At 72.3% G+C, this 19848-nt stretch carries 19 protein-coding genes and 1 tRNA gene; 15 read left to right on the forward strand and 5 right to left on the reverse strand.

The window, feature by feature from the left end; all coding sequences use genetic code 11:
• Window positions 1-250: 250 nt before the first annotated feature.
• The 3 genes from ACFW9D_RS19030 to ACFW9D_RS19040 all read right to left on the reverse strand — a co-directional run bounded on the left by ACFW9D_RS19030 (window position 251) and on the right by ACFW9D_RS19040 (window position 4654).
• Complete coding sequence (locus ACFW9D_RS19030) at window positions 251-910, reverse strand: response regulator transcription factor (RefSeq protein WP_317453317.1); 660 nt, start codon at window positions 908-910, stop codon at window positions 251-253.
• 1011 nt (window positions 911-1921) lie between these two features.
• Window positions 1922-3307, reverse strand: coding sequence for a sensor histidine kinase (locus ACFW9D_RS19035; protein ID WP_384623289.1), 1386 nt, complete (start codon window positions 3305-3307; stop codon window positions 1922-1924).
• A 135-nt stretch (window positions 3308-3442) separates the two neighbouring features.
• Complete coding sequence (locus ACFW9D_RS19040; protein ID WP_384623291.1) at window positions 3443-4654, reverse strand: sensor histidine kinase; 1212 nt, start codon at window positions 4652-4654, stop codon at window positions 3443-3445.
• Between the two features lie 246 nt (window positions 4655-4900).
• Here ACFW9D_RS19040 and ACFW9D_RS19045 point away from each other — a divergent pair, with 246 nt between their 5' ends.
• The 14 genes from ACFW9D_RS19045 (at window position 4901) to ACFW9D_RS19110 (ending at window position 17225) form a co-directional block, all read left to right on the forward strand.
• Window positions 4901-5284, forward strand: a complete 384-nt coding sequence (locus ACFW9D_RS19045; protein ID WP_188337426.1) for an NADH-quinone oxidoreductase subunit A — start codon at window positions 4901-4903, stop codon at window positions 5282-5284.
• Window positions 5275-5886 carry an NADH-quinone oxidoreductase subunit B gene (locus ACFW9D_RS19050; RefSeq protein WP_188337425.1) on the forward strand — a complete coding sequence of 204 codons (612 nt, stop codon included), beginning with the start codon at window positions 5275-5277 and terminating at the stop codon, window positions 5884-5886. Before ACFW9D_RS19045 ends, ACFW9D_RS19050 begins: the two co-directional genes overlap by 10 nt.
• Entirely contained in the window at window positions 5883-7202 is a 1320-nt protein-coding gene (locus tag ACFW9D_RS19055; protein WP_384623293.1) for an NADH-quinone oxidoreductase subunit C, read from the forward strand. The genes ACFW9D_RS19050 and ACFW9D_RS19055 overlap by 4 nt, the downstream gene beginning before the upstream one ends.
• On the forward strand, window positions 7199-8167 hold the full coding sequence (locus ACFW9D_RS19060) for a complex I subunit 1 family protein (protein WP_188337423.1): 969 nt from the start codon (window positions 7199-7201) through the stop codon (window positions 8165-8167). The genes ACFW9D_RS19055 and ACFW9D_RS19060 overlap by 4 nt, the downstream gene beginning before the upstream one ends.
• The gene (locus tag ACFW9D_RS19065) at window positions 8167-8775 is read left to right on the forward strand and encodes a NuoI/complex I 23 kDa subunit family protein (RefSeq protein WP_384623295.1); all 609 of its coding nucleotides are present in this window, start codon (window positions 8167-8169) and stop codon (window positions 8773-8775) included. The genes ACFW9D_RS19060 and ACFW9D_RS19065 overlap by 1 nt, the downstream gene beginning before the upstream one ends.
• Entirely contained in the window at window positions 8772-9374 is a 603-nt protein-coding gene (locus tag ACFW9D_RS19070; RefSeq protein ID WP_384623297.1) for an NADH-quinone oxidoreductase subunit J, read from the forward strand. The genes ACFW9D_RS19065 and ACFW9D_RS19070 overlap by 4 nt, the downstream gene beginning before the upstream one ends.
• The gene (gene nuoK, locus ACFW9D_RS19075; RefSeq protein ID WP_384623298.1) at window positions 9374-9775 is read left to right on the forward strand and encodes an NADH-quinone oxidoreductase subunit NuoK; all 402 of its coding nucleotides are present in this window, start codon (window positions 9374-9376) and stop codon (window positions 9773-9775) included. The genes ACFW9D_RS19070 and nuoK overlap by 1 nt, the downstream gene beginning before the upstream one ends.
• Entirely contained in the window at window positions 9772-11787 is a 2016-nt protein-coding gene (locus tag ACFW9D_RS19080; protein ID WP_384623300.1) for an NADH-quinone oxidoreductase subunit L, read from the forward strand. Before nuoK ends, ACFW9D_RS19080 begins: the two co-directional genes overlap by 4 nt.
• Before the next feature lie 6 nt (window positions 11788-11793).
• Complete coding sequence (locus ACFW9D_RS19085) at window positions 11794-13368, forward strand: NuoM family protein (protein WP_384623302.1); 1575 nt, start codon at window positions 11794-11796, stop codon at window positions 13366-13368.
• On the forward strand, window positions 13365-14900 hold the full coding sequence (locus ACFW9D_RS19090; protein ID WP_384623303.1) for an NADH-quinone oxidoreductase subunit N: 1536 nt from the start codon (window positions 13365-13367) through the stop codon (window positions 14898-14900). Before ACFW9D_RS19085 ends, ACFW9D_RS19090 begins: the two co-directional genes overlap by 4 nt.
• A gap of 63 nt (window positions 14901-14963) precedes the next feature.
• Window positions 14964-15422, forward strand: coding sequence for an MscL family protein (locus ACFW9D_RS19095; RefSeq protein WP_188337417.1), 459 nt, complete (start codon window positions 14964-14966; stop codon window positions 15420-15422).
• Between the two features lie 189 nt (window positions 15423-15611).
• The gene (gene htpX, locus ACFW9D_RS19100; protein ID WP_188337416.1) at window positions 15612-16475 is read left to right on the forward strand and encodes a zinc metalloprotease HtpX; all 864 of its coding nucleotides are present in this window, start codon (window positions 15612-15614) and stop codon (window positions 16473-16475) included.
• Window positions 16472-16864 (forward strand): YccF domain-containing protein, encoded by a 393-nt coding sequence (locus tag ACFW9D_RS19105; RefSeq protein ID WP_188337415.1) that lies wholly within the window; start codon window positions 16472-16474, stop codon window positions 16862-16864. The genes htpX and ACFW9D_RS19105 overlap by 4 nt, the downstream gene beginning before the upstream one ends.
• An 88-nt stretch (window positions 16865-16952) precedes the next feature.
• Complete coding sequence (locus tag ACFW9D_RS19110; protein WP_188337414.1) at window positions 16953-17225, forward strand: GlsB/YeaQ/YmgE family stress response membrane protein; 273 nt, start codon at window positions 16953-16955, stop codon at window positions 17223-17225.
• 91 nt (window positions 17226-17316) lie between these two features.
• Here ACFW9D_RS19110 and ACFW9D_RS19115 read toward each other — a convergent pair whose 3' ends face one another.
• Entirely contained in the window at window positions 17317-17805 is a 489-nt protein-coding gene (locus ACFW9D_RS19115; protein WP_188337413.1) for a YajQ family cyclic di-GMP-binding protein, read from the reverse strand.
• A gap of 235 nt (window positions 17806-18040) precedes the next feature.
• Here ACFW9D_RS19115 and ACFW9D_RS19120 point away from each other — a divergent pair.
• Window positions 18041-18122, forward strand: a tRNA-Tyr gene (locus ACFW9D_RS19120).
• An 81-nt stretch (window positions 18123-18203) separates the two neighbouring features.
• Here the strand turns inward: ACFW9D_RS19120 and ACFW9D_RS19125 are convergent.
• Entirely contained in the window at window positions 18204-19508 is a 1305-nt protein-coding gene (locus ACFW9D_RS19125) for an MFS transporter (RefSeq protein WP_384623305.1), read from the reverse strand.
• Window positions 19509-19848: the final 340 nt, after the last annotated feature.

Consider the following 19848-nt stretch of genomic DNA (forward strand, 5'->3'; position numbering starts at 1 on the left):
TCCGCCCCCTGGGGTCCCGCTCGCGCCCTACTGGAAGACGCAGGCCGCGCGTCCTTTGGTTCTGGTTCCGGTGTCGTGCGGTGTGCTGTGTGCGGTGCCGTGCGGTGTCACGCGGTGTCGCTTTTGTGCCGTGCGGCACGGGTCGGTGCACCGGCGGCGCACCGGTGCGCCGGGTCGGCGTACCGGTGTGTCCGACCGGCGCACGGGTGAATCTCGTCGTCGTGCCGCTATCTGACAGAGTGTCAGGTGCTTACGAGTTCAGGTAGGTGAGGACGGCCAGAACGCGACGGTGATCCCCGTCACTCGGCGACAGCCCCAGCTTCAGGAAGATGTTGCTCACGTGCTTCTCGACCGCGCCGTCGCTCACGACGAGCTGGCGGGCGATCGCCGAGTTCGTCCGGCCCTCCGCCATCAGGCCCAGGACCTCGCGCTCACGCGGGGTGAGGTTCGCGAGGACGTCCTGCTTGCGGCTGCGGCCCAGCAGCTGCGCGACCACCTCGGGGTCCAGGGCCGTGCCGCCCTGCGCCACCCGCACCACCGCGTCCACGAACTCCCTGACCTCGGCCACCCGGTCCTTGAGCAGGTAGCCCACACCGTGGCTGGAACCCGCCAGCAGCTCCGTCGCGTACTGCTCCTCCACGTACTGGGAGAGGACCAGGACGCCCAGGCCCGGGAAGCGGCCGCGCAGCTGGACGGCGGCGCGGACGCCCTCGTCCGTGTGCGTCGGGGGCATCCGGACGTCCGCGACCACCACGTCGGGGAGCTGGTCCTGGTCACCCAGCTCGGTGATCGTCTTGACCAGGGCCTCACCGTCGCCGACGCCCGCGACGACCTCGTGCCCGCGGTCGGTCAGCAGCCGGGTCAGGCCCTCCCTGAGCAGCACTGAATCCTCGGCGATGACCACTCGCACCCTGACCTCCACGATTCTCTGTCCCCCCGCCTGTCGTCCCTGACGGGGTCCAGCATTACAGCCCCTACGCCCCGGCGTGGCCCACCGCGACATTTGGCCCGGGGCGGGTGGGGTGACCCGGCTTCCTGGGAGCGGGGGGCGACCCGACCGGGCCGGTACGGATGCGAGCCGGCCCCCCGGTCCGCCGCCGATCCGAGCCGACTGACGGGGCCCGCGCCGAGGCTCCCGCGCTGGGGTGTACCGGCTGACGGGTCCCGGGCTGGGGTGAGCCGGCTGACGGGGCCGGCGCCGAGGGTTCCGTGCTGGGGTGAACCGGCTGACGGGTCCCGGGCTGGGGTGAGTCGGCTGACGGGGCCGGCGCCGCTCCGAGCCGGCTGACGGGTCCCGGGCCCTTCGCCGCTTCTACGGGACCCCGCCGCCCTGCCCGTCCACGCGGCCCTATTGCCCGCCCCCTTCTCCCACCCTCCCGCCCCCTCCGGGGACGTCGGCCCGCGCCGGGCCTCAGGCAGTACGTCCCCCGGTTACGCGGTACGGGTCCATCGCGGGGCGGGGCTGTATCGACGTACGGCTTCGCCGCGGGCACGCTCCGTCGCGGGGTGCGACCGACGGCCCCTGGGGCACGCGGAGCGTGTCTTCAGGGGCGCGGGGAACTGCGCGACCAGCCACGACGGCGCAGCAGTCGGCGACGATGCTCAGCCCCTACGGCGCTGACGCCCGTAGCTGAAGCCGACCGATTCGCGCACCCGGCACCTGGGTGCCGCCTTGCCCACCCGTGCCGCCCCAGGCGGCAGACTGCCCAAGGCTAGGTCGACGCGACCTGGTACATCCCCGGAGCCGGGGTGCCGTCCTAAGACGCCCCCGGCCCGGCACTCCCACCCGCAAGCACCCCTGCCCTGCCCGGCCCGGCACCCCCAAGCACCACCGCCCGCCCCCAAACCCGCCCAAAATCGAGCGGGCGCCGGGCGGCGATGGGGTGGCCACACGCAGACGTCCCCCCCGCCGCCGCAAGGCTCACGCTCGGCGCCAAGGCAGCTCCGCCGTGACACGGGTCGGACCGCCGGGGGCCGAGTTCACCAGGAGGATTCCGTCGACCGCCTCGATGCGGTCACGGAGCCCGGCCAGCCCGCTCCCGCCGGAGGCCTCCGCCCCGCCGACCCCGTTGTCGTACACCTGGAGCATGAGCCGCCCCCCGGCCCGCCACACGTCCACCGACGCCCGCGTGGCCCGGCTGTGCTTGCTGATGTTCTGGAGCAGCTCGGAGACGGTGAAGTACGCGATGCCCTCGATCGCCGGCGCGGGCCGCTCCGCGAGGTCGACCTCGACCGTCACCGGCACGGTGCAGCGCGAGGCGACGGAGGAGAGGGCGGCGTCGAGGCCCCGGTCGGTGAGCACCGCCGGGTGGATGCCGCGGGCCAGGTCACGGAGTTCCTGGAGCGCCGTCTTCACCTCGCCGTGCGCGTCGGAGACCATCCGCGCCGCCGCCTCCGGGTCCTCCGCGAGCTTCTCCTTCGCGAGCCCGAGATCCATGGCGAGCCCGACGAGCCGCGCCTGCGCCCCGTCGTGCAGGTCCCGTTCGATGCGCCGCAGGTCGGCGGCGGCGGTGTCGACGACGACTCCACGGTCGGACTCCAGTTCCACGACGCGGTTCTGGAGCCGCGACGGGCCGAGCAGCCCGACGACCGCCAGCCGGTCGACCGTCGTCAGCGCCCGGATCACCCAGGGCGTCACGAGGGTCACGGCGAGTCCGATCAGCGCGGTGACGGTGATCTCGAAGGGGTTGTCCAGGTAGACGGAGTGGGCCTCGTCGCCGTAGAGCTGGATGCCGCCCTGGCCGCCGTACATGGGGAAGACCCACTGCCACAGGGGGTACGTGAGCAGGGTCCAGCCGGTCGTCCAGAACGCCACGGCCACCCCGAAGGAGAAGACCGCCCACGGCAGGTGCAGCACCCCGTACAGCAGGCTCCGCCAGGAGACCCCGCTCTTGAGGACGGCCCCGATCCACCCCATCGGCCCGTTCTTGCGGGGCCGCACCGGCTCGGGCGAGCCGACCGTGACCCCGAGCAGGGTCCGGGCCCGGACCCGTTCGAGCGCTCCGAACCCGCGCGCCCCGGCGAGCGCGCCCGCGAGGACCGGCACCCCGATGAACGTGATGAGCAGGCCCGCGCCCAGCGACACCATGGTCACGGCCCACACGAACCCGGCGATCGCGATCGGCAGGCTGAGCAGCACGTAGGCGAACTCGCGCCAGGCCCGCCCCTCGATCGGCGCCCGCAGCCCGGCCGGCAGCCGCCCGAGCCCGCGCCGCGGCCCGCCCCCGCCGCCCCGGCGCTCGTGGTCGTCGCGCTCGTCGTACGCGTACGAGTACTCGCCCCGGTGTCCGTACTGCTGCGTGGCCATGGACGTCATCCGTTTCTGTCGTTCCGTCGCGTTCGGCGAACCCGCTCGGCTCCCGTTCTGCCCTGTGCTCCAGCCTCCCGGCCGGCCGCGTCCCGGACCATCCGGCGGGTCGGCGTCTGCGGCCGGGGGTTTTCCCTACCTCTGGCGCGCGACCGGGCCCGGTTCCCGGTCCCGCCACGGCAGCTCCGCCGTCACCGTCGTGCCCGCGCCCTCCGGCGAGTCCACGACGAACAGCCCGTCGACCGCCCCGAGCCGCTCCGCGAGCCCGGCCATCCCCGTGCCCTTGTCGACGGACGCGCCGCCGCGCCCGTCGTCGCGTACCTGGATGAGCAGCCGCTCCTCGGTCCGCCACACGTCGACCGAGGCCTGGGCCGCCCCGCTGTGCTTGCTGATGTTCTGGAGCAGCTCGGAGACGGTGAAGTACGCGATGCCCTCGATCGCCTCGGCGGGCCGGGCCGGCAGTTCGACGGTCACCTTCACCGGCACCGTGCAGCGCGAGGCCACGGAGGAGAGGGCGGCGTCGAGGCCCCGGTCGGTCAGCACCGCCGGATGGATCCCGCGGGCCAGGTCGCGCAGCTCCTGGAGCGCCAGTTTCACCTCGCCGTGCGCCTCGTCGACCATCGCGGCGACGGTGTCGTCGACCTGCCCCTCCGCCAGCTTCTCCTTGGCCAGGCCGAGCCCCATCGCCAGGTTGACGAGCCGCGCCTGCGCCCCGTCGTGCAGGTCCCGTTCGATGCGCCGCAGGTCGGCGGCGGCGGTGTCCACGACGACCCCGCGGTCGGACTCCAGTTCGGCGATGCGCCGCTCCAGCTCGTCCGAGGGGGAGAGCAGAGCACGCACCATCGCCCGGTCCGCGTTGGTCAGGCCCCGCGCGATGAACGGCAGCACTGGCCACAGCACGAACAGTCCCACCAGCGTCACCGCGAACGTCAGCACGCCCCAGGGCAGCCGGATCACCTCGTACAGGACGCTGCGCCAGCCCACCGGGTCCTTCAGGCCGTTCCACAGCCAGCCGAAGAAGCCGCCCGCGCGCCGCACCGGGAGCGGACTCGGCTCCTCCACCCGCACCCCGAGCAGCGCCCGGGCCCGCGCCCGCTCCGCCCGCCCCAGCATCCGCGCGCCCCGCAGCCCGGCCGCGATCAGCGGCAGCCCGATCACGGTGACGGTGAGACCGGCGCCGAGCGCCAGCATCGTCACCGCGTACACGAAGCCGAACACGGCCAGCGGGAAGCTGCTCAGCAGGAACGCGATCTCTTTCCACGTGTGCCCGTCGTACGCGAAGCGCGCCGGGGGCAGCGCCGGCGGGGCGCCGGGGGTGTCGACTGGGGGGACAAGTGGCTCGGTCATAGCCGAAAGGGTGCCCTGCGCGCGTGACCGGACGCCATGAGGCGGACCGCCCGGGACGAACGGGGGATAACCCCACCTCGCGCGGTGGACCCGTGTCCGCGCCTCGGACCAGGCTGCTTACCCTCCCTTTAACAGGCCCTAGACTCCCGTGCGTACAGATCGTCCGTACAGATCGTCGAACACGACGAACACGACGAAACCAGCACAGCGAAGCCAACACAACGAACACGCGAGGGGCGCTGAGACGTGACCGTCATCGCGGTGGACTACTTCCGGTCGTACTCGGTGGTCGGACTGCTCGCCGTCGTCGGCGTGCTGTTCGTCGCCGTCGCCTTCGGCGCGGGCCGCCTGCTGCGGCCGGTGGCGCCGACCCCGGAGAAACTCCTCACCTACGAGTGCGGCGTCGACCCGGTCGGCGACGGCTGGGCCCACACCCAGGTCCGGTACTACGTGTACGCGTTCCTGTACGTGATCTTCGCGGTCGACTCGATCTTCCTGTTCCCCTGGGCGACCGTCTTCGCCGCACCGGGATACGGCGCGACGACCCTCGTCGAGATGTTCATCTTCCTCGGCTTCCTGGCCGTGGGCCTGCTGTACGCATACAAGAAGGGCGTCCTGACGTGGACGTGACCCCCGCATCCGAACCCGTGGACCTTCCGGAGCCGAAGCGTCTCGGCGTGCTGTCGCGGCTCGCCCCCGAACCGATGAAGGTGGTCCTCAACTGGGGCCGCCGCTACTCGCTCTGGGTCTTCAACTTCGGACTCGCCTGCTGCGCCATCGAGTTCATCGCCGCGTCCATGGCCCGGCACGACTTCATCCGGCTCGGCGTCATCCCGTTCGCCCCGGGCCCGCGCCAGGCCGACCTGATGGTCGTCTCGGGGACCGTGACCGACAAGATGGCCCCGGCCGTGAAGCGCCTGTACGAGCAGATGCCCGAGCCGAAGTACGTCATCTCCTTCGGCGCCTGCTCCAACTGCGGCGGCCCGTACTGGGACTCGTACTCGGTGACCAAGGGCGTCGACCAGATCATCCCCGTCGACGTGTACGTGCCCGGCTGCCCGCCCCGGCCCGAGGCGCTGCTCCAGGGCATCCTCAAGCTCCAGGAGAAGATCGCCCGGGAGTCGCTCGGCGAGCGCTACGCGTCCGCCGACGCCGCGGCCGGGCGGCCCTCCGCCGCCGCGCTGAGCAGCGGTCTCGTCCAGCCGCCCGCGCCGTCCGGGGGTGACCGATGAGCTGGCTGCCGAGCCCCGTCGAGGAGCTCTTCGGCGCCGACGCCACCGTCGAGGAGGCGTACGACCTGCTCACGGTCGACGTCCCCGCCGACACCTGGCTCACCGCCCTGGAGACGGCCCGCACGACCCTGGGCTGCACCTATTTCGACTGGCTGAGCGCGGTCGACGAACCGGAGACCGGCTTCCGCGTCTGCGCCCACGTCGCGGCCGTCGCCCCCGGTTCCGTACGGCGTCTGCTGCTGCGCACGACCGTGCCGCACGCGGCGCCGGTGCTGCCGTCCGCCGTCGGCGTGTACGCCGGGGCCGCCTGGCACGAGCGCGAGACGCACGAGATGTTCGGCGTCGACTTCACCGGCCACCCGCACCTCGTCCCGCTGCTGCTGCCCGACGGTTTCGAGGGGCACCCGCTGCGCAAGGACTTCGTGCTCGCGGCGCGCGTCGCGAAGGCGTGGCCGGGAGCGAAGGAGCCGGGGGAGTCCGAGCACGGGGGCCCCAAGCGCCGTCAGATGCTCCCGCCCGGCGTGCCCGACCCCAACGACTGGGGCCCCATGAAGGGCCAGCTCCCGCCCGCGCCGGCCCGCCCGGCCCGGGGCGCGGGCCGCGCCGCCGGCGCGGGTGCCGCCGGAGAACGCCCGGCCCGCCGCGCCCGCTCCGCGAGCGAGGGCTCGGCGAGCCAGACGGCGGCTCCGGGCGCCGTGGGTGCCGGTGCGGAGGGTGCCGAGGCGGCCCCTCGCCCTGCGCGGCGTACGCGCTCGGCGAGCGAGGGCTCGGCTTCGCAGCGCCCGGCTCCGGCCCGGAGCACCGAGGGTGCCGAGAGCTCGGGGGAGGGTGGGCAAGGCGGCACTCCGGCGCCGGAGGCCCCTTCATCGGACGGCACGCCCGGCGCCGCCGAGTCCGGGACACCGGCACCTGCCCCCGCCAAGTCCCGCCCGAGCGACGCCCCCTGGCACCACGCCCGCCCGGCCTTCGACGAACCGACGCCCCCGGCGCCCCCGGCCGCGCCGAAAACGCCCGGCGAGCCTGAGGCCGAGCCCGCGCCTGAGGCCGAGTCCGCGTCCGGGCCCGTGTCCGCGCCTGAGGCCGAGTCCGGGCCCGCGCCCGAGCCTGAGGCCGAGGCCGAGCCCGCCCCCGTGGCTGAGCCCGAGCCCGATCGGACCCGGGCCGACAGCCCGGAAGGTTCTGAAGGCCCCGGCACCCCCGAAGGCCCTGAAGGCCCCGGCACCCCCGAAGGCCCTGAAGGCCCCGGCGCCCCCGAAGGCCCCGGGACCCCCGACAGCCCCGAGAATCCCGAGCGCCCCGAAGGAGGTACACGGTGAACGACGCGCTCGACGTAGCCCTGCGGCTCGTCGTCGTCTTCGTGGCCTTCCTCGTGCTCCCCCTGGTCGTGGGCCAGACCGAGCACAAGGTCATGGCCCACATGCAGGGCCGCCTGGGCCCGATGTACGCGGGCGGCTTCCACGGCTGGGCCCAGCTGGTCGCCGACGGCGTCAAGTTCGCGCAGAAGGAGGACGTGGTCCCGGCCGAGGCCGACCGCCGCGTCTTCCAGCTCGCCCCCGCCGTCGCCCTGCTCCCGTACCTCCTCGTCCTGCTCGCGATCCCGGTCGGCCCCGCCGACGGCGCGGTCGGCCAGGTCGTCGACGCGGGCATCTTCTTCGTGCTCGCGGTGATGGGCGTCGGCGTGCTCGGCTCGCTGATGGCGGGCTGGGCCAGCGCCAACAAGTTCTCCCTCCTCGGCGGTCTGCGCACCGCCGCCCAGCTCCTCGCGTACGAACTCCCGATGCTGCTCGCCGCCGCGTCGGTCGCGATGGCGGCGGGCACGGTGTCGCTGCCCGGCATCCTCGACGCGTTCGAGTGGTGGTGGCTGCCCTGGCAGATCGTCGGCGCGCTCGTCTTCTTCGTCGCGGGCCTCGCCGAACTGCAGCGCCCGCCCTTCGACATGCCGGTCGCCGACTCCGAGATCATCTTCGGCGCGTACACCGAGTACACGGGCCTGCGCTTCGCCCTGTTCCTGCTCGCCGAGTACGCGGGCATCGTCGTCCTGTGCGGCCTGACCACCGTCCTCTTCCTGGGCGGCTGGCACGGTCCCTGGGGCGCGGACGGGCTCGGCTGGGTCTGGACCCTGCTCAAGACCGCGATCCTGGCCTTCGTCGTGATCTGGCTGCGCGTCACCTACCCCCGCCTGCGTGAGGACCAGCTCCAGAAGCTGTCCTGGACGCTCCTCGTCCCGCTCGCCCTGGCGCAGATCGCGCTCACCGGAATCGTGAAGGTGGCGATCAGCTGATGTCCGCGAAGTTCCCGGGAGCCGGCCTGGCCAAGGGCCTCGCCGTCACCCTGCGCACGATGACGCGCAAGACCGTCACCGCGCAGTACCCGGACGTCCAGCCCGAACTCCCGCCCCGCACGCGCGGCGTGATCGGCCTGTTCGAGGAGAACTGCACGGTCTGCATGCTCTGCGCCCGTGAGTGCCCCGACTGGTGCATCTACATCGACTCCCACAAGGAGACGGTGCCGCCGGCCGCCCCGGGCGGCCGCGAACGCAGCCGCAACGTCCTCGACCGGTTCGCCATCGACTTCTCCCTCTGCATGTACTGCGGCATCTGCATCGAGGTGTGTCCCTTCGACGCGCTGTTCTGGTCGCCGGAGTTCGAGTACGCCGAGACGGACATCCGCGAGCTCACCCACGAGCGGGACAAGCTCCGCGAGTGGATGTGGACGGTGCCGGCCCCGCCCGCGCTCGACCCGGCCGCCGAGGAGCCCAAGGAGATCGCGGCGGCCCGCAAGACGGCCGAGAAACTCGCCGCGGCCCAGCAGGCGGCCGCCGAACAGGCAGCCACCGAACAGGCCGCCCCCGACCAGCCCACCGACGGACCCGGAAAGGAGCCCGCATGATCACCGCAGCCGCGCACTCCGCAGCCGCGACCGCGAGCGCGACCGGGTTCCTGTCCCCGACCGGCGTCGAGATCGCGTTCCTGCTCGTCGGCCTGGTCACCTTCGGCGCCGCGATCGTCACCGTCACCACGAAGCAGCTCGTGCACGCGGCCCTGTGGCTGATCGTCACCCTGGGCGGCCTCGCCGTCGAGTACCTCCTGCTCACCGCCGAGTTCATCGCGTGGGTGCAGGTCCTCATCTACGTCGGTTCCGTCGTCGTCCTCCTCCTGTTCGGACTGATGCTGACGCGGGCGCCCATCGGCCGCTCGCCGGACGCGGACGGCCCGAACCGCCCGGTCGCCCTGGGCGTCGCGCTCGTCTCCGCCGCCGCCCTGGTCTGGGTCGTCGTCGACGCCTTCCGCACGACGTGGATCGACCTCGACACCGTGCAGGGCGACACGGCGGTGACCGGGTCCGTCCTGTTCCGGCACTGGGTGCTGCCCTTCGAGGCGCTCTCCGTCCTGCTCCTCGCCGCCCTCGTCGGCGCGATCGTCCTGTCCCGCAGGAAGAACGCGGCCGAGCGGGCCACCACCCCCGCCGCACGGGAGGGCAACCGCTGATGCACCTCGCCTATCCCGCCGTCCTGGCGTCCCTCCTCTTCTGCACGGGCCTGTACGGCGTACTGGCCCGCCGCAACGCGATCCTGGTCCTGATGTCCGTCGAGCTGATGCTCAACGCCGTCAACCTCAACCTCGTCGCCTTCGACGTCTGGCTCCGCGACACCCTGCACGCCGGCCAGGCGCTCACCCTGTTCACCATCGCCGTGGCCGCCGCCGAGATCGGCATCGGCCTCGCGATCGTCCTGGCCGTGTACCGGGCCCGCGGCACCTCGGACATCGACCGGCTCCGCGACTCCGCCGAGCCGCGCGACCCGGACGACGAACCCGACGCCCCCGCCGCCCCCGAATCCGCCGCGGGCGCGAGCGGCGCCGCCGACGAGAAGGCCGAGGCCACCGCGTGACCACCACGACCCTCGCCGTCCTCGTCCCCCTCCTGCCGTTCCTCGGCGCCGCCGCCGGCCTGCTCCTCGGCCGCACCGCCCCCGGCTTCGTCCGCCCCCTGGCCGTGCTGCCGACCGTGACCGCCCTGGTCCTGGCCGTGCTCGTCGCCGTCCGGCAGGGCGGCGGCACCGGCAACCACACCGCGGCCCTCGACGCGCACACCGAGCTCACCCCGACCGGCTCCGTGCCGATCGAACTCGCCCTGCACATCGACGGCTTCGCCGCCCTCGTCGCCGTCCTCGTCGGACTCGTCGCGACCTGCGTCCAGCTCTACTCGACCGGATACCTGCGCGACGACCCGCGCTACCCCTCGTACGCCGCGCTCGTCTCCCTCTTCACCTCCGCGATGCTCCTCGTCGTCTACACGGGCGACCTGATCGTGCTGCTCGTCGGCTGGGAAGTCATGGGCATCTGCTCGTACTTCCTCGTCGGCCACTACTGGGAGACCCCCGAGGCGCGCGCCGCCTCCCTGAAAGCCTTCCTCGTCACGAAGCTCGGTGACGTCCCCTTCCTGATCGGCCTGTTCGCGCTCGCCGCGGACGCCGGCTCGTTCCGCATCACGACGGTCCTGGGCCAGGTCACGACCGCGGGCGGCCTCGACCACCCGACCCTGATCGCGCTGCTGCTCCTCGCCGGTGTGGCGGGCAAGTCCGCGCAGTTCCCGCTGCACACCTGGCTGCCCGACGCGATGGCGGGCCCCACGCCCGTCTCCGCGCTCATCCACGCCGCGACGATGGTCGCCGCCGGTGTCTACTTCGTCGCCCGTCTCCTCCCGGTCTTCGCCGCCTCACAGGCCGCGCTGATCGTGCTGGCCGTCATGGCCGCCGTGACCATGGCCGGCTCCGCCCTCGCCGCGCTCGCCCAGGACGACATCAAGCGCGTCCTCGCGTACTCGACGGTCGGTCAGCTCGGCTACATGACCGGCGCCCTCGCCGTCGGCGACCGCGGCGCCGCCGTCTTCCACCTCCTGTCCCACGGCGCCTTCAAGGCGCTGCTGTTCCTCGCGGCGGGCGTGATCATCCACGCCGCCGGCACCAACTCCCTGGCCGCCATGTCCCGCATGGGCGGCCTGCGCGACCGCGTGCCCGACGCCTTCTGGACGATGACCGTGGCGCTGCTCGCGCTCGCCGCGATCCCGCCGTTCAGCGGCTTCTTCTCCAAGGAGGCCGTCCTCGGCGCCGCCGAGCACACCGCCACCGGACACGAGCACGGCGTCCCGGCCGCCGCCGGCTGGATCGTCCTGATCGCCGGCCTGGTCACCGCGCTGCTCACCGCCGCCTACGCGACCCGTCTGTGGCTGCTGGCCTTCAACGGGCGCGGCGCCCCGGCCCCCGACCACGGACGCCAGCCGGTCGTCATGAACCTCGTGCTGTGGGTCCTCGCCATCCCCTCCCTCGCTTTCGGTCTGGCCACGGCAGTGCTGCCCGACTGGTTCGACGGCCGCTCGCTCGCCCCGACCCTGACGACCTCGGTGCTCGGCACCGGAGTCGCCCTCGTCGGCGGCCTGGTCACGTACGCGGCCTGGCGGCACACCACCGCAATGGCCGCCCGCCCGCCGCTCGGCGCCGTCGCGATCGACACCGAGACCGGCGACGGCGGCCTCGTCGAGGCGGAGGCCATCGCGAGCCACGCCGCGGCCTACGGCGACATCGCCGCGGCCCCCGACCCGGCCGACCCCGGACGGCTCCTGCTGGGCCCGCTGCACCGCCACGCGGCCACCGGCTTCCACCTCGACGCCGTGTACACCGCCCTCTTCGTCCGTCCCGTCCGGGCCGCCGCCTCCCTGGTCGCGTTCCTCGACCGGGCCGTCGTCGACACGTACGTACGCGGAGCGGCCGAGACCCCCAAGGCACTCGGCTGGGCCGTGCGCCGCGCCCAGACCGGCAACGTGCAGACCTACCTCAGCGCCCTGCTCGCAGGCACCGTCGTCCTGGTGGTCGCCGTCGTCCTCGTCGCCACCGCCGGAGCGTGAGCAGCCGTGATCGATATCAGCGAATCCGTGATGCAGCTTCTTCTCGCACTGATCGTCGTCGGCCCGCTCCTCGGCGCGGCCGCCGCTCTCCTCCCGGCCCCGCCCGGGCTGAAGGGGAAGACCCCCGACCAGGCCGTGCTCCGCCACGGCGTGACCGTGACCGGCGTGATCCTTCTCGCCGCGATCGTCCTCGCGCTCGGCTTCGACCACGACCATCCGTCGAAGATGCAGGCCACGACGGACATCAGCTGGATCCCGGCGCTCGGCATCCGGATCCACCTCGGCGTCGACGGCATCTCCCTCCCCCTTCTCGTGCTCACGGCGCTGCTCACCTTCCTGTGCGCGCTGTACTCCTACTTCAAGATGCCCTCGGGCCCGTCCCCGAAGGCCTTCGTCGCGCTCGTCCTCGTTCTGGAATCGGGCACGCTGGCGACCTTCGCCGTGCTCGACCTGATCCTGTTCTTCCTCGCGTTCGAGATGGTCCTCATCCCGATGTACTTCCTCATCGCGCGCTGGGGCGGTGCCGGACGGCAGGCGGCCGCCTGGAAGTTCATCCTCTTCACGCTCCTCGGCTCGGTCGTGATGCTCCTCGGGCTCCTCCTTATCGGCGTTAAGGCGGGCACGTTCGACATGGTGGCACTCGCCACTGACAACGGCCGGGGGCTGACCACGTCCGTGCAGGTCATCGCCGTTCTGGCGATCGGGATCGGGCTCGCAGTGAAGACCCCGATGTGGCCGCTGCACAGCTGGCTGCCGGACGCCCACACCGCTGCCCCGACCGTCGGCTCGGTGCTCCTCGCCGGCGTCCTGCTCAAGATGGGCACGTACGGGTTCGTCCGGATCCTGCTGCCCGTCGCGCCCGACGGAATGCGGACCTTCGCGCCGTACCTCGCCGCGCTCGCCGTCATCGGCATCGTCTACGGATCCCTGGCCTGCCTGAACCTGGCCAGGCAGGGCGCGAAGGGCGACCTCAAGCGCCTCATCGCGTACTCCTCCGTCGGCCACATGGGCTTCGTGCTGCTCGGCATCGCGACGATGACCCCGACCGGAGTGAACGGCGCCCTGTTCGCCAACATCGCCCACGGCCTCATCACCGGCCTCCTCTTCTTCCTCGTCGGCGCGCTCAAGGACCGGGCCGGCACCAGCGACCTCGACACCCTCGCCGAGCAGGGCGGCATGGCCCTCTACGGCCGGGCTCCCCGCCTCGGCGGCCTCCTCGCGTTCGCCGCCGTCGCCTCGCTCGGACTGCCCGGACTCGCCGGATTCTGGGGCGAGATGCTCGCCCTGTTCGGCGCCTTCGAACCGGCCGACGGGCTCAGCCGCCCCGCGTTCCTCGTGTTCATGTCGATCGCCGCGTTCGGCACCCTGCTCACCGCCGCCTACATGCTGATCGTCGTCCGCCGCGTCTGCATGGGCCCGCGCGGCCACGAGACCCCGGCCCTCGCCGACGTGCACGGCTACGAGTTCGCCGCCTGGACCCCGCTCGCCGCCCTCACCGTCCTCGCGGGCCTGTGGCCCGCCGCGCTGCTCGGCCTCACCGACCCGGCCGTGCAGAAGCTCCTCGCTGGAGGCCTCAAGTGACCGCCGTCGCCGCGCCCTCCGTGGCCTCCCTCGTCCAGTCCGTCGACTGGCTCGCGATCGCGCCGCCCACGCTCACGGCGATCGTCGGCCTGATCGTGCTGGTCGCCGACCTGTTCGTCGCCGAACGCCACAAGCAGCTCCTCGGCTGGATTTCCGTCGCCGGGCTCGCCGCTGCCGCGCTCACGCTGATCCCGATTCTTGGCGACGACCGCTCCACGTTCTGCCTCAAGGACGCGGGCTACGACGCCTGTAGTTACACGGCCGACCAGTTCACCCTGGTCGTCCAGTTCCTCGTCCTCGCCGGCGCCCTGGTCACGGCCCTGCTGTCCGTCAACACCCTGAAGGACGCGCGGAAGACCGGCGAACCGCTTCCCGACGGCGAGTTCTGGTTCCTGCTGCTGTCCTCCGCCGCCGGCGCCGCCCTCCTGCCCGCCTCCCGCGACCTCGCCACCCTCGTCGTCGCCCTGGAAGTGGCCTCGCTGCCCGCCTTCGCCCTCGTGGGCCTCAAGCGCGGCGAGCGGCGCTCGGCCGACGCCGCCCTGAAGTTCTTCCTCTCCTCGGTCACAGCGACCGCCGTCACCCTCCTCGGCGTGAGCTTCGTCTACGCGAGCACCGGCAGCCTGCACCTCACGCGGATCGCCACCCAGCTCACCCACGTGGACGGTCAGCTCGACACCCTCGCCCAGGCGGGCGTCGCGCTCACCCTCGTGGGCTTCGCCTTCAAGACCGCCGCCGTACCGTTCCACTTCTGGGTGCCCGACACCTACGTAGGCGCACCGCTGCCGGTCGCCGCCTACCTGTCGGTCATCGGCAAGGCCGTCGGCTTCACCGGCCTCATCCTCGTCACCGTCGTCGCGTTCCCCTCGTACGCCGACGTGTGGGGCCCGGCCCTCGCCGCGCTCGCCGCCCTCACCATGACCGTCGGCAACGTCGCCGCGCTGCGCCAGCAGGCCACGCGCGCGTACAGCGCCGTCCGCCTGCTCGCCTGGTCGTCCGTCGGTCAGGCCGGCTACCTCCTGGTGCCGATCGCCGCGGCCGCCTACTCCGACGACCCCCAGAAGTCGATCGGCTCCACGCTCGCCTACGCCCTCATGTACGCGGCCGTGAACCTCGGCGCCTTCGCCGTGGCCGCCCTCGTGGCCCGCACACGGCCCCTGAACCGTCTCTCGGACTACCGGGGCCTGTACGCCTCGCGCCCGCTCGCCGCGCTCGTCCTGGGCTTCTTCCTGCTGTGCCTGGCCGGACTGCCGCCGGGGGTCATCGGCCTCTTCGCGAAGGTCACCGTCTTCTCGGCGGCCGTCGACGCCGGCCTCGGCTGGCTCGCCGTCGTCATGGCCGTGAACGTCGTCGTGGCGCTCTACTACTACCTCCAGTGGACTGCGGCCCTCTTCCGGGCCCCCGAGGGCGAGACCGCCCCGCACCGCGGCTCGGCCCCCCTGACCGCCGCGATCGCCGTCACCGCCGTCATCGGCGTCGCCCTCTCCGGAGCGCCCCAGCTGGTCCTGCGTTTTGCTTCGACGGGCCTGTTCTAGGCACCCTCGTAGCGGCACACGCCGTGCCGCACACCCCGAGACGCCACATCAAGGAGAGACGCCGTGCTGACCGGCTTCAAGGACTTCATCCTCCGCGGGAACATCGTGTCGATGGCCATCGGCCTCGCCGTCGGTTCCGCCTTCACCGCGGTGGTCACCGGCTTCAGCACGGCGTTCATCGCGCCCCTCATCGGCCTCGCCACCCGCTCGACCGGCGACTTCAGCAAGGCGCACTTCGTCGTCGACGGCACCGAGTTCCCGTACGGCAAGTTCGTGAGCGCCGCCATCGCCTTCTTCATCACCGCGGCCGTGCTCTACTTCCTCGTCGTCGTCCCGATGATGAAGCTCCAGGCCCGCCTGGACCGCGGCAAGCCCGTCGACATCAAGGCCGCCCTGCGCGACTGCCCGCGCTGCTACAGCCAGATCCCCGGCGTCGCCACCCGCTGCGCGCACTGCACCAGCGAGATCAAGCCCGACCCCGAGGCGCTCGAGCTCGCGGGCCTCGTCCCCGAGCAGCGCTGACCCGTACGGCCCACACGCGTCCCCCGCGCGCACAAGGGAACTCACCCCTCTCGTCTGGCGTTGACCGGTACGGGAGGGTCCACTGGACCGTGACAGGCACGACAGGGCCGCACCGGCCCGCGGGCCCAGTGGAAGCAGCAGACAAGCAAGCAGTGGGTTCCCCTGCCGCACCATTCAGGAGGACGTACCGTGCACCGCCGGCACAACGGGCTGAGGACCGCCGTACTCCTCGGGGGCCTCTCCGCCCTCATCCTCGTCATCGGCAGCTTCTTCGGCCGGACGGGACTCATCGTCGGACTCGTCGTGGCGATCGGGACGAACGCGTACGCGTACTGGAACAGCGACAAGCTGGCCCTGCGCGCGATGCGGGCCCGCCCCGTCAGCGAGTTCGAGGCCCCCGGGCTCTACCGGATGGTCCGCGAGCTCTCCACCCAGGCCCGCCAGCCGATGCCGCGCCTGTACATCTCACCGACCGAGGCGCCGAACGCGTTCGCGACCGGCCGCAATCCGCGGAACGCGGCGGTGTGCTGCACGGAGGGGATCCTGCGCATCCTGGACGAGCGCGAGCTGCGCGGCGTCATCGGCCACGAGCTCAGCCACGTCTACAACCGGGACATCCTGATCTCCTCGGTCGCCGGAGCCCTCGCCTCCGTGATCATGTTCCTGGTGAACTTCGCGTGGCTCATCCCCGTGGGCCGCTCGAACGACGACGACGGCCCCGGCCTCCTCGGGATGCTCCTGATCATGATCCTGGGCCCGATCGCCGCGTCCCTCATCCAGCTCGCCATCAGCCGTTCGCGCGAGTACGAGGCCGACGCCTCGGGCGCCCAGCTGACCGGCGACCCGCTGGCCCTGGCCAGCGCGCTGCGCAAGCTCGACGCCGGTACGAAGCAGCTGCCGCTGCCCCCCGAGCCGCGCATCGAGACGGCGAGCCACATGATGATCGCGAATCCCTTCCGCCCCGGGCAGGGAATGTCGAAGATGTTCTCCACGCATCCGCCCATGGCGGAGCGCATCGCCCGACTCGAGCAGATGGCAGGTCCACAGCGGTGAAGACGATCCTGAACGTGATCTGGCTGGTCCTGAGCGGCTTCTGGCTGTTCCTCGGCTACCTGGGCGCCGGACTCCTCCTGTGCATCACGATCATCGGCATCCCCTTCGGCCTGGCCGCCTTCAGAATCGGCATCTACGCCCTGTGGCCCTTCGGGTACACGACGGTGGAGCGGCGCGACGCGGGCGCACCCTCGTGCGTCGGCAACGTGCTGTGGCTGATTCTGGCGGGCTGGTGGCTGGCGCTCGCCCACATCTTCACGGGCCTCGCCCTGTGCCTGACGATCATCGGCATCCCGTTCGGCATCGCCAACTTCAAGATGATCCCGGTGTCGTTGATGCCCCTGGGCCGCGAGATCGTCCGCACGGACATGCCGTTCGCGTCCCGCTGATCCGCAACCGCGGAGGGAGTTTTCCACGTCCTTCAGGGCAGGAGTGAGCAGGTAGTTCACACCGCACACCAGAGGGGCGTCACACGGCATGGGCATCATCGGTTGGATCGTTCTGGGTCTGCTCGCGGGTCTCGCGGCCAAGATCCTGCTCCCCGGCCGCGACCCGGGCGGCCTCGTCGGCACGACACTGATCGGCGTCGCGGGATCCTTCATCGGCGGCTGGATATCGGCCCGTTGGCTCGACCGGCCGATCACCACGGAGTTCTTCGACACCGCGACCTGGGTCTCCGCGATCGGCGGCGCCCTGGTCCTGCTGATCGTCTACCGCATCTTCTTCGGCGACTCCCGCGCCCGCCGCTGAGCGAGCGCCGCGAGCCACCCGTCACGTGCGGAGGCGGTGCCCCCGAGGCCGGGGCACCGCCTCCGCACATGTGTACTCAGGTACGCGTCGCCTACCGGTAGTTCACGAACTGGAGGGCGAAGTCGAAGTCCTGGCCCTTGAGCAGCGCCTGCACGGCCTGGAGGTCGTCACGGCTCTTGGAGCTGACCCGCAGCTCGTCGCCCTGCACCTGCGCCTTGACGCCCTTGGGGCCCTCGTCACGGATGATCTTGGCGACCTTCTTGGCGTTCTCCTGGGAGATGCCCTCCTCGATGGAGGCGAAGATCTTGTACTCCTTGCCGGACAGCTGCGGCTCACCGGCGTCGAGCGCCTTCAGGGAGATGCCGCGCTTGATCAGCTTGGACTGGAAGACGTCGAGGATGGCCTTGACCCGCTCCTCGGAGTTGGCCTCCATCAGGATCTTCTCGCCGGACCAGGAGATGGACGCGCCCACGTTCTTGAAGTCGTAGCGCTGCGAGATTTCCTTGCCGGCCTGGTTGAGGGCGTTGTCGACCTCCTGCCGCTCGACCTTCGAGACGATGTCGAAACTGGAGTCGGCCATGTCCTGTGGCTCCTTGTATCGGGGTATCGGGGAACTGATCGGCGACGGGACCGGGGATCCGGCCGCGCTCCGGTCGGGGCGCGCACCGGGGCTCCGCGCCGGTACAAAGCCTAGCCACCGTGCCGGGTGCGACCGACGATCAATCGGGTGGCGAAGCACCCCCGTACATCAGGTATTGTTTACGTCGTTGCCAGGGAGCACCGCCGAAAAGCGGGGTCCGTGGCAGCGAACCCAAGGCGGTGTGCCCGAGCGGCCAAAGGGAGCAGACTGTAAATCTGCCGGCTCAGCCTTCCCAGGTTCGAATCCTGGCGCCGCCACAGGTTGGGTGAAGCCCCCTCCGGATTCCGGAGGGGGCTTCTTCATGTCCGGGGCCCGGGTGGGCCCCGGACGCGGCCGGATCAGGTCAGATCGCGGTTCCGGCCCACCGGGCAGGCGAGCAGGTAGAGGCCGGGGAGCAGGGCCGCCGCGCAGACCGCCCACAGCGCCGCGTGCGTGCCCGCCAGCGTGGCGAGCAGGCCCGCGGTGAGGGCGCCGAGCGGCAGGGCGCCCCAGGAGACGAAGCGGACCGTGGCCATGACCCGGGAGAGCAGCTCGGGCGGCGACTGGGTCTGGCGGTAGGTGCGGGTCGTGATGGAGCCGATCGCGCTGCCGAAGGAGAAGCCCGCCATGGCGAGCCCGAACCAGAAGGCGTCGGACGCCGACGTGGTCAGCGGGGCGAGGAGCAGCAGCGCGCCGCCCGCCAGGTCGGCCACGATGACGCCCCGCGCGGTGCCCAGGCGCCGGGTCACCCGTACGGCGACCGCGGAGCCGGCGAGCGCCCCGACGCCGTCCATGGCGAGGACCAGGCCGAGCTGGGCGGAGTTGAGCCCGGCCTCGCGCACCAGGTAGAGCGGGGTGAGGGCGAGGAGGGCCGCGTTGAGGAAGTTCGCGGCCGTCGCCCAGAACATGCAGGGGCCCATCACCGGGTGCCGCAGCACGTACCGCAGGCCCTCGCGCATCAGGCGCAGCGCGCTCGCGCCCGGCGGCGGGGCGACGGGCCTGCGCTCGGGCAGGGTGCGCAGCAGGACGGCCGAGGCGAAGTAGCTGCCCGCGTCCACGACGAGCGCGCCCACCGGGCCCGTCGCCTGCACGAGGAGGCCGCCGATGGACGGGCCGCCGGTGTCCGTGACGGCGTGGGTGCCGGACATCAGGCTGTTGCGCGCGGCGAGCTGCTCGGTCGGCACGACGGCGGGCAGGAACGTCGAGTTGCCGATGTCGAACAGCACCGTCGCCGCGCCCGTGACCAGCGCCGCGCCCAGCAGGTGCGCGTACGTCAGATGGCCGAGCCACCAGGCGAGCGGCAGCGATCCGAGCGCCGTGAACCGGACGAGGTCCAGGGCGACCTGGAGGCGGCGCAGCGGGACCCGCTGGGCGATCACGCCCGCGGGCAGGCTCAGCAGCAGCCACGAGACCTGCCCGGCGGCGGCCAGGAGCGCCGCCTCGAACGCCGAGACGTGCAGCACGGTGAGGGCGACCAGGGGGAGGGCGAGCGCGGTGACGGCGGTGCCGCCGTTGCTGATGGTGGCGGCGGTCCAGTAGCGCCAGAAGACGCCCGACGAGGAGGCCGGGGGAGCCGGCGGGGTTGTCGCCGGGGCCGGGCTCGGGGCCTCGGCCCCGGCTCTGCCCTCGGGCTCCGTGGCCTGCTCGGTCTTCGCCTCGCTCATGTGGTGCATCCCCCGTGGGTCGGCTTGCGCGTGTGTGAGTTCCTTTTGGGAACTCACTCCTTAGGGTTAGTTCCTATCGGGAACTCACCGCATGGCGCAAGATGGTTCCGACGAGCGGAACGCGAGCGTCACGGACGAAGGAAGGGTGAGCGGGAGTCATGGTCAGGTCGGTGCCCGAGCGGGACGCGGGGGGGGGGGGGCGCGGCGCGCCCCGCGCGGCGCCCGGGGCGCGGCGCCCCCCCCCCGGGGCGGCTGGTGACGGGCCGCGCCGGCGCCTGAGCCGCGTCACGCCGGTGTCAGGAGCTCCGCGTGGTGCCGCTCGGCGACCAGGGGGTGGGCG

It is taken from the genome of Streptomyces sp. NPDC059524 (assembly GCF_042749255.1).
GTDB lineage: Bacteria > Actinomycetota > Actinomycetes > Streptomycetales > Streptomycetaceae > Streptomyces > Streptomyces xanthii.

Bases quoted from the DNA above. Each gene is read 5' to 3' on its own strand.
- ACFW9D_RS19040 (WP_384623291.1), bottom strand. From the start codon at position 4,654: ATGACCGAGCCACTTGTCCCCCCAGTCGACACCCCCGGCGCCCCGCCG.
- nuoK (WP_384623298.1), top strand. From the start codon at position 9,374: ATGCACCTCGCCTATCCCGCCGTCCTGGCGTCCCTCCTCTTCTGCACG.
- ACFW9D_RS19110 (WP_188337414.1), top strand. From the start codon at position 16,953: ATGGGCATCATCGGTTGGATCGTTCTGGGTCTGCTCGCGGGTCTCGCG.
- ACFW9D_RS19115 (WP_188337413.1), bottom strand. From the start codon at position 17,805: ATGGCCGACTCCAGTTTCGACATCGTCTCGAAGGTCGAGCGGCAGGAG.
- ACFW9D_RS19125 (WP_384623305.1), bottom strand. From the start codon at position 19,508: ATGAGCGAGGCGAAGACCGAGCAGGCCACGGAGCCCGAGGGCAGAGCC.
- ACFW9D_RS19055 (WP_384623293.1), top strand. From the start codon at position 5,883: ATGAGCTGGCTGCCGAGCCCCGTCGAGGAGCTCTTCGGCGCCGACGCC.
- ACFW9D_RS19065 (WP_384623295.1), top strand. From the start codon at position 8,167: ATGTCCGCGAAGTTCCCGGGAGCCGGCCTGGCCAAGGGCCTCGCCGTC.
- ACFW9D_RS19070 (WP_384623297.1), top strand. From the start codon at position 8,772: ATGATCACCGCAGCCGCGCACTCCGCAGCCGCGACCGCGAGCGCGACC.
- ACFW9D_RS19035 (WP_384623289.1), bottom strand. From the start codon at position 3,307: ATGGCCACGCAGCAGTACGGACACCGGGGCGAGTACTCGTACGCGTAC.